This window comes from Nocardioides sp. (genome assembly GCF_031422975.1).
Taxonomy (GTDB): Bacteria; Actinomycetota; Actinomycetes; order Propionibacteriales; family Nocardioidaceae; genus Nocardioides.
Genome location: NZ_JANPEO010000268.1, coordinates 1 through 7,765 on the forward strand (window position 1 = coordinate 1; position 7,765 = coordinate 7,765).

Sequence of the window (7,765 nt, forward strand, 5' to 3'; positions counted from 1 at the left end):
GCGTGGTTGTAGGCCAGGTGGGTGTGGCCCGACACGATCGCGTCGATGTTGGTGTCCACGCCGTTGACGACCTGCCCGAACGCGGAGTTCGGGTCGGTGGCCGCGGCGAGGGAGGTGGTGGCTGCGCCCTCGTGGATGAGGAGCACGATCACGTCGGCGCCGTCGGCCTCGAGGGTGTCTGCGCTCGCGTTGACCTCGTCGACGATGTCGGTCACCTTGATGTCGGCGATCCCGTCCGGCGAGACCAGGGACGGCAGGTCCTCGGTCATGGCGCCGACGAAGCCGACGGTCTTGCCGTCGGGCAGGACCTTCCACCAGGACGCACCGTTGGAGTTGCCGCGCGCCGCCGAAGCCAGCGCGTAGTCGCCGCCGGCCTTGAGCCGGACATTCGCGGCGAGGTACTCCCAGTCGACTCCACCCTGGGGGTCCGTCGGGTCCATGACCCGCTCGAGCAGGTCGCGGTAGCCCCGGTCGAACTCGTGGTTGCCGGCGGCCGAGACCTCGAGGCCGGCCTCGTTCAAGGAGTCGATGGGTGGCTTGTCGTTGGCGATGAAGGACTCGAAGGTCGAGGCCCCGATGATGTCGCCGGCCATCGAGAAGACCGTGGACGGGTTCGCGGCGCGCATCGACTTGACGGCCTGGGCCATCGACGCTGCGCCGGCAGAGGCACTGGCCGGGTCGTCGAGCAGTCGCCCGTGGAAGTCGTTGGACGCGAGCACCTGCACCGTGTCGACAGCCGGCGGCGGCGGGGTCGACGGGGCGTTGATGCCGATGACCTCGGGGTTGTGGTCCGAGGAGCGGAACGGGTTGGCGGCGTAGAGGCTGGTGACGTTGTTGTTGAAGCGGCTGTACTCGTAGTAGACCGACTCGTTGGCGTTGATCGGCCACACGGTCCTGCCGGTGACCCAGCCGACGGCCGCGTCGTTGGCGAAGACGTGGTCGAGCGTGCCCGCGAGACCGCCGAAGGAGTAGGTCTTCTCAGCGTTGTCCGGGGCGAGCTCGTGCCACCCCTTGGCCTCCAGGTCGAGGACCGGGTCCTCGTTGCTGTAGGCGTTGTAGTCGCCGGTCATGAAGACGGGCTCGATCTGCTTCTGGTCTGCGAGTTGGCGCGCGAACGCGTCCAGCGCAGCGGCCTGACGACGGCGGTCGCCGTTGAAGGCACCGGCACCATCCCCGAGGTCGACGTTGTCGCCGGTCTCGGTGCTGCTGCCCTTGGACTTGAAGTGGTTGACGATCACGATGAAGGCGTCGTCGCGGCTGGCGCCGACCCTCTTGAACGCCTGGGCGAGCGGCTCGCGGGCGTTGCGGAAGGGCACGGAGTTGACCAGGATCTCGGACGTGCCGACGGTCTGCACCACCCGCGGGTTGTAGATGAAGGCCGCGCGGATCGCGTCCTGCTCGGCGATGGTCGGCTGCGCCTCGGGACGAGGCGTGGCGGCGTAGGCCCAGCGCGGCCCGAGGACCACCGGGTCCTGGCCCGCGTGCGCGCTGTTCCAGTCGGCGTTGAGCGCGTCGACCAGCCGCGTGAGGGCGGCATCGCGGTCGGCGTACCCGATCTTGACCGGGTTCTCGACCTCTTCCAGGGACATCACGTCTGCGTCCATGGTGTTGATCGCCGCGACCTCCTTGACCTCCTGGCGGCCGAGGCTGGTGGCGGTCGCCGCGCCACGGGGGCCGGCCGAGAGGAGAGTCGGCGGCGTGGTGCGGGGGTCGGTCCACGTGCAGGTGTTGGCGGTGAGGCGCTCGGCCGGGGACGGAGTCGAGCGCGCGGTGTAGTAGCTGCAGGTGCGGTTGCTGCCGGGTGTCGAGAGCGGCGGCGTGGTGCTGTCGGCGACCCAGTCCTGCGCCGGGTGGATGAAGTAGTTGAGCATGTTGAAGGTGGCGATCCGGACGTTGCCACCGACCGGATCCGGCGAGGCCGGGCGGTCCTGCTCGAAGGTCACGTAGTCGGTGCCGGCGCCGGCGACCCTCCCCTGGGGCTGGAGCTTCCAGAGGTCGTTGCGGAAGTCGAAGATGACGGGCTTGACGAAGTCGACGTCGGCGCCGATGCGCACCGTCTGAGTGGGGGTCAGCCACGGGAAGGGCTGCGTGTCGTTGGCCGAGTAGTCGACGTTGGCGCCGTCATCGAGGGTGATCATGTGCGCGTCGTTGTAGGTCTTGCGCGCGGCCAGCTTGGCCGGCTCGGTGCGCGGGCTGGCGACTTCGGTGGGAGCCATCAGCGGCTGTGTGTCGTTGGCGGCCAGGCCGATCTCGCCGGCCATCTGGAAGCCACGGCTGGTGGGCTGGTTCCACGGGGTGCCGTCGTAGGAGTCGCTCACCGTGTAGGGCGCGGTGGGAGAGAAGAGCTCGCCCTCGTGCTTCTCCCGCTCGGCGGCGAGCGCGGCGCCCGCGAGGCAGTCGGTGGTGGCGCCGGTGACCGAGCAGGTCGTGCCCGGCAGGACCGTGCCCGCGATGACGGCCTCGGCCGGGATGGCGTCTCGGGTGTCAGGTTGGCGGCGTTGGTGACCGTCAGCTCGGTCATCCCGTTGAACTCGCTCACCCTGGCGCTGGCGAGGGCGACGTACTTCCCGACCGCCGGGGTCGGGAAGGTCACCGACGAACCGGTGAAGACGAAGATGCCGTCGGAGGCGTTGGGAGTGGCGTCGTTGGCCGGGTCGTAGCCGGGCGTCTGGAGGTAGAACCCGTTGAAGTTGCCGGTGCCGTTGACGTACGCCGCAGTCACGACGCCCACGGTGGAGACGTTGGCGTTCGCCATCGTGGTCGCCGTGCCGGTGCCCTGGATCTCGGGGATCGTGCGGAACGCGGCCGTGGGCTGTCCGTTGGGGGACGGGGTGTAGCCGTCGAAGTCCGCCAGGTTGTTGGCGTTGTCGACGCCACCGTTCTCGCGCTGGATCGACTGCGTGAGCGAGAGGTCGGCCGCGTCGGCAGCCGTCGACTCGAAGGTGTTGCTGGTGCCCCAGCCGACCAGGTCGCTGCGGTACTGGTCGGCGACGACGGCGCCGTTGCCGGGGTCGTAGCCCGCGTTCGTCTTCGCGACGAACAGCGTGCCGCCGGTCGCCGAGAGGTCGAGGCCGTTGGTGTACTCCGGGTTGGTCAGCGGGCTGCCGTTGCCGACGGTGCCGGCGAGCTGCACGAGGTCGAAGGAGTTGGCTGCCATCGACCCGGTCAGCGTCGCGATGACGGTGGCAGGACCCGTGTCACCGGGGGCGCGGTATTGCAGCGTCAGGCCCGTCATGGGCAGCGTCGAGCCGGAGGTGTTCTGGACCTCGACGAAGTCGTGGTCGATGGTCGAGCCGGCCAGGCCGCCGTCGGCGTAGACCTCGGTGATCTTGAGGGAGGACGTGGCGACACAGTCGCAGTTGTCGGGGCCGACGCCCGTGCCCGACCCGGAGGCTGCGCCGACGGCCGAGATGACGAAGTCGGTGTTGTTGTTGTCGGAGTCGGGCAGGCTCGCGCGCTTGTAGGAGCCGGTGCTGGTGATGGTGCCGGCCTTGACGGCCGTCTCGAAGGTGGTGGCGGTGCCGTAGCCGACGAAGTCGATGACCTTGCCGGCGGAGTAGTCGATCGTGGCGCCGGTGCCCGGCTGGATGCCGACGGCACTGTCCGCCAGGTAGACCTGCCCTGCCGAAGCGCTGGCCGCGAGACCGGTGGTGACGTCCGCCGGACGGGGGAAGGCCGCGCCGGCGGCTCCCGTGCCGCCCGCCACCAGGAAGAAGGAGTGGGACGGGACGGTCACGTTGGGAAGCGGGTAGACGTTGGCCGACGTGGGCACGGCCCCGTTCGTGGCCGCGCGGTACTGGATGCTCTTTCCCCCCAGCGAGATGGGCGCGGCACTGGCGTTGTAGAGCTCGACGAAGTCGGCGTTGTAGGTCGCCCCCGAGTTGCCGCCACCGGGGTAGACCTCGGTGATCACGAGCCCGCCGCTCGGCACCGCCTGGGCGGGAGCAGCGACGCCGAGCGCCAGCGGCGTGGCGAGGACGGAGAGGACAGTGGCGAGGATGGCGCGGCGAGCGCCCCGGGCGCGGCGCGGCGCAGACGTCAAAGACACGAGAAAGAAAGACCTTCGGCTCAAAGGGCCGAGCACACCCGCTTCGACCGGCCCACACCGTATGTCGCCGAAGGTCGTCTCGTCACTGCGATCAGGACACGATCTGGTGTCGCCCGGACGAACTCCCGGTACGCCACGGTGTGCGGCCCGGCCGATCGGGCGCCGCTGTGACTCGTGGGACAGATGGGACGTTGCCGGGGTACCGTCTGCGGGTGGTGAATCGCCTTGCCCTCGCCCCCGTCGGCGCAGTTGTCCTCTCCCTCCTCGCCGTCGGCCTCGCCCCGGCAGTCGCGGCGGACCACCACGAGCGCCGCGCGACCTCGGCGATCGCGAACGCCTCGTGGTCGACGCGAGCACAGTGGCGAACGGGTGAGCTCAAGGGCCTCCGCGTCCAGGCCGGCTCGCTCGTCCACCAGGCGCCACGCCTGGGCAAGCTCCACGGGCGCAGCTATCAGGTCGGCTCCTGGACGTCGCCGTGGTCTGCTCCCGGCTTCGGACTCACCCAGCTGATCCCGACGTGGGAAGCCGTGGCCGAGGGCGACTCGGCGGTCACGGTCCAGGTCCGCGGCCAGGCCGCCGACGGCGCCCTCTCCAGCTGGGACTCCATGGCCGAGTGGACCCTCGACAACCCGCGCCTGCCGCGCCGCTCGCTGAGCAGCCAGACCGACGACCTGGCCCGGGTCAGCGTCGACACCTGGCAGGCCGCGACCCCGCTGACGCAGTGGCAGGTGCGGGTGCGCCTCTACCGCAACGCCGCCACCAGGCCAGTCGTCCGCCTCGATCGGGTGGGCGCGATGGCGAGCGCCCTGGTCCCTCGCGGCAGCACTCCGACGTCGAGCCCCGGCCCGGCAGCCGGGACCGTGCTCGACGTGCCGACCTTCTCCCAGATGACGCACTCCGGCCACTACCCCCAGTGGGGCGGCGGCGGCGAAGCCTGGTGCTCGCCGACGTCGACCGCGATGGTGCTGGCCTACTACGGCCTCCAGCCCGGTCCCTTCCCGGAGATCACCGCCGGCCACGCCGACCCGCAGGTCGACCACACCGCGCGCCTGGTCTACGACCACGCCTATGCCGGCACCGGCAACTGGGCCTTCAACACGGCCTACGCCAGCACCCTGACCACCGGCGACACCTACGTCACCCGGCTCCCCGACCTGCGCGCCGCCGAGGACTTCATCGGGGCCGGCGTGCCCCTCGTCGCCTCCGTCGCCTTCGGGCGCGGCCAGCTCACGGGCGCGCCGATCTCGGCCAGCAACGGTCACCTGCTGGTGATCGTCGGGTTCGAGGCCGACGGCGACGTGGTCGTCAACGACCCGGCGGGGTCCGGCAACAGCGCCGTACGCCGTGTCTATGACCGCGACGAGTTCGAGGACATCTGGGTCAACGCGAGCGGCGGCGTCGTCTACGTCATCAACCGCTGACTAGGTTGGGCTCATGAGTCCTCGCACGGCGCTGGTCCTGGGTGGCGGCGGCATCACCGGCATCGCGTGGGAGCTGGGCATCCTCGCCGGGCTCGCCGAGGCCGGCATCGACCTGACCGACGCGGATCGAGTGATCGGCACGTCCGCCGGCTCGGTCGTCGGCGTGCAGATCACGAGCGGCACTCCGATCGCCGAGCTCTACGCCGGACAGCTCGCACCGCCAGATGCCGAGCTGGGCGGGCGCCTGTCACGACTGGCCCTGCTCAGGATGCTGCCGCCCTTCCTCCGGCCCGGCGACGCACCGACCAAGCTGGCTCGCATCGGCAGGTTGGCGATGAAGGCGCACGTGCCCGGCAGCATCGACCGCGAGCGCGTCATCCGCTCCCGGATCCACACGCAGGACTGGCCCGCACGCGACCTGCGGATCACGGCCGTGGAAGCGGAGACAGGCAGGTTCACGGTCTTCAGCCGCGACAGCGGCGTCGATGTCGTCAGCGCCGTGGCGGCGAGCTGCGCAGTGCCCACCGTCTGGCCACCGGTCGCGATCGACGGCCGGCACTACATCGACGGTGGGATGCGCTCGACCGCCAACGTCGACCTGGCCGCCGGTGTCGAGCGGGTCGTGGTGCTCGCCCCACTACCCCAGGCCCTGAGCAGGAAGACCTCGATCCGCGCCCAGCTCCAGAGCGTCGCCCCGAGCGAGTGGACCGTCATCACCCCGGACGGCGAGGCATTGGCGGCCTTCGGCAAGAACCTGCTCGACCCCGCGAAGCGCGCCGACGCGGCGCGAGCCGGGATGCGCCAGGCGGCCGGCCTCGTCGACGAGGTCCGCCACGTCTGGGCGGCTACACCTAGCTCGCGCTGACCTGGATGGTGTGCCAGCCGGTGGAGCCGTCCGGCACCACGTCGCGGCGTACGCCCGTCTGTTCCAGACCGTCCTTGTCGGTGGCCCGCACCCGAAGCTCGTGCTCACCCTCGTCGAGCGACACCGTCAGCGCCCACTGCACCCACGTGTCCTCGTTGGGGGTCTGTGCCAGCTCGGCCGGCTGCCACTCGCCGCCGTCGACGGCCACGTCCACAGCGGCGATCCCGGTGTGCTGGGCCCACGCGAGGCCGCCGACGGTGACGTCCCCCGTTGCCACGTCAGCCCCGTTGCGGGGTACGTCGATGCGCGACGCGATCTTGACGGGCCCCTGCTCCGACCAGCCGCGCTGGGTCCAGAAGGCCGCTACCTCGGAGAAGCGGGTGACCTCGTAGTCGACGACCCACTTGGTGGCCGAGACGTAGCCGTAGAGACCGGGCACGATCGTCCGCACCGGGAAGCCGTGCTCGATCGGCAGCGGCTTGCCGTTCATGGCGACGGCCAGCATCGCGGAGCGATCGTCGGTCAGGGTGGAGAGCGGGGTCGCGCAGTTCCAGCCGTCCTCGGAGGTCTGCAGGATGCAGTCCGCCGACGGGTCGAGGCCGACCTCGTCGAGGATGTCCGCGATCCGGATGCCGCTCCACCAGGCATTGCCCACGAGGTCGCCGCCGACCTCGTTGCTCACGCAGTTCAAGGTGATCCACGACTCCGTGAGCTGGCGGGTCACCAGGTCGTTGTAGGTCAGGGTGAGCTCGCGATCGACGAGCCCGTGGATCCGCAGCGTCCAGTCCTGCGGCTCGATCGCCGGCACCGAGATGGCTGTGTGGATGAGGTAGAAGTCGTCGGCGGGTGTCTGCCAGGGCGAGATGTCCGGCAGCCCCAGGGTCGTGTCGGCCGGGACCCGAGGACGGGTCACACCGTCGAGGCGCAGCAACCGCCGGCTCTCGACCACATGCCGACGACCCAGGCCGACGAAGCGTCCGGCGCCGCCGATCCCGATCGCGGCGAGTGTGAAGACACCGGCGACCATCAAGAACACCCGCCGCTCACGTGACTCGAGCTCGGGGTGGTCGCGCCGGGTGATCAGCGGCTTGGCCAGCGCCGACAGCACGGCGATCCAGCTCACGAAGCCGACCATCACCGGCAGGATGTCGATGATGCTGGCCCCTGGCTGCACCAGCACCGCTAGACCGCCGATCGCGGCCAGGACCAGCCAGACCAGCATCGGCTTGACGGCGCTGCGTCGTGCGAGTGCTCCCGCGAGGCCACCCATGGCCAGCAGGAACGCCAGGACACCGAAGATGAGAAGCGGTTTGTCCAGTTGTCCGACGATTCGGATGATGCGTTCGGCGACCGGCCCGGGGGTGATCCTGATGATGAGCTCGGCGACCGCGACGACCGGCGACTCGCGGATCGTGAGCGCCATCGCCGTGG

The 7,765-nt window shown here is 70.3% G+C and carries 5 protein-coding genes; 2 read left to right on the forward strand and 3 right to left on the reverse strand.

The window, feature by feature from the left end; genetic code table 11:
- Nucleotides 1–2,318, reverse strand: a 2,318-nt coding sequence (locus tag RMO85_RS07995) for an ExeM/NucH family extracellular endonuclease (protein WP_310528203.1), incomplete at its 3' end; no start/stop codon positions are given.
- Nucleotides 2,315–4,048, reverse strand: coding sequence for a lamin tail domain-containing protein (locus tag RMO85_RS08000; protein WP_310528204.1), 1,734 nt, complete (start codon nucleotides 4,046–4,048; stop codon nucleotides 2,315–2,317). The genes RMO85_RS07995 and RMO85_RS08000, both read right to left, overlap by 4 nt.
- 212 nt (nucleotides 4,049–4,260) lie before the next feature.
- Here RMO85_RS08000 and RMO85_RS08005 point away from each other — a divergent pair, with 212 nt between their 5' ends.
- Both RMO85_RS08005 and RMO85_RS08010 read left to right on the forward strand, forming a co-directional pair.
- The gene (locus RMO85_RS08005; RefSeq protein ID WP_310528205.1) at nucleotides 4,261–5,469 is read left to right on the forward strand and encodes a peptidase C39 family protein; all 1,209 of its coding nucleotides are present in this window, start codon (nucleotides 4,261–4,263) and stop codon (nucleotides 5,467–5,469) included.
- Nucleotides 5,470–5,482: 13 nt separating this feature from the next.
- Nucleotides 5,483–6,334, forward strand: a complete 852-nt coding sequence (locus RMO85_RS08010; protein WP_310528206.1) for a patatin-like phospholipase family protein — start codon at nucleotides 5,483–5,485, stop codon at nucleotides 6,332–6,334.
- Here the strand turns inward: RMO85_RS08010 and RMO85_RS08015 are convergent.
- The coding region (locus tag RMO85_RS08015) for a molybdopterin-dependent oxidoreductase (protein ID WP_310528207.1) at nucleotides 6,321–7,765 on the reverse strand (1,445 nt) is incomplete at its 5' end. The two genes, RMO85_RS08010 and RMO85_RS08015, sit on opposite strands and share 14 nt — an antisense overlap.

What these genes read in the sequence shown, in the direction of transcription:
- RMO85_RS08010 (WP_310528206.1), top strand. Translation starts at nt 5,483, where the DNA reads ATGAGTCCTCGCACGGCGCTGGTCCTGGGTGGCGGCGGCATCACCGGC.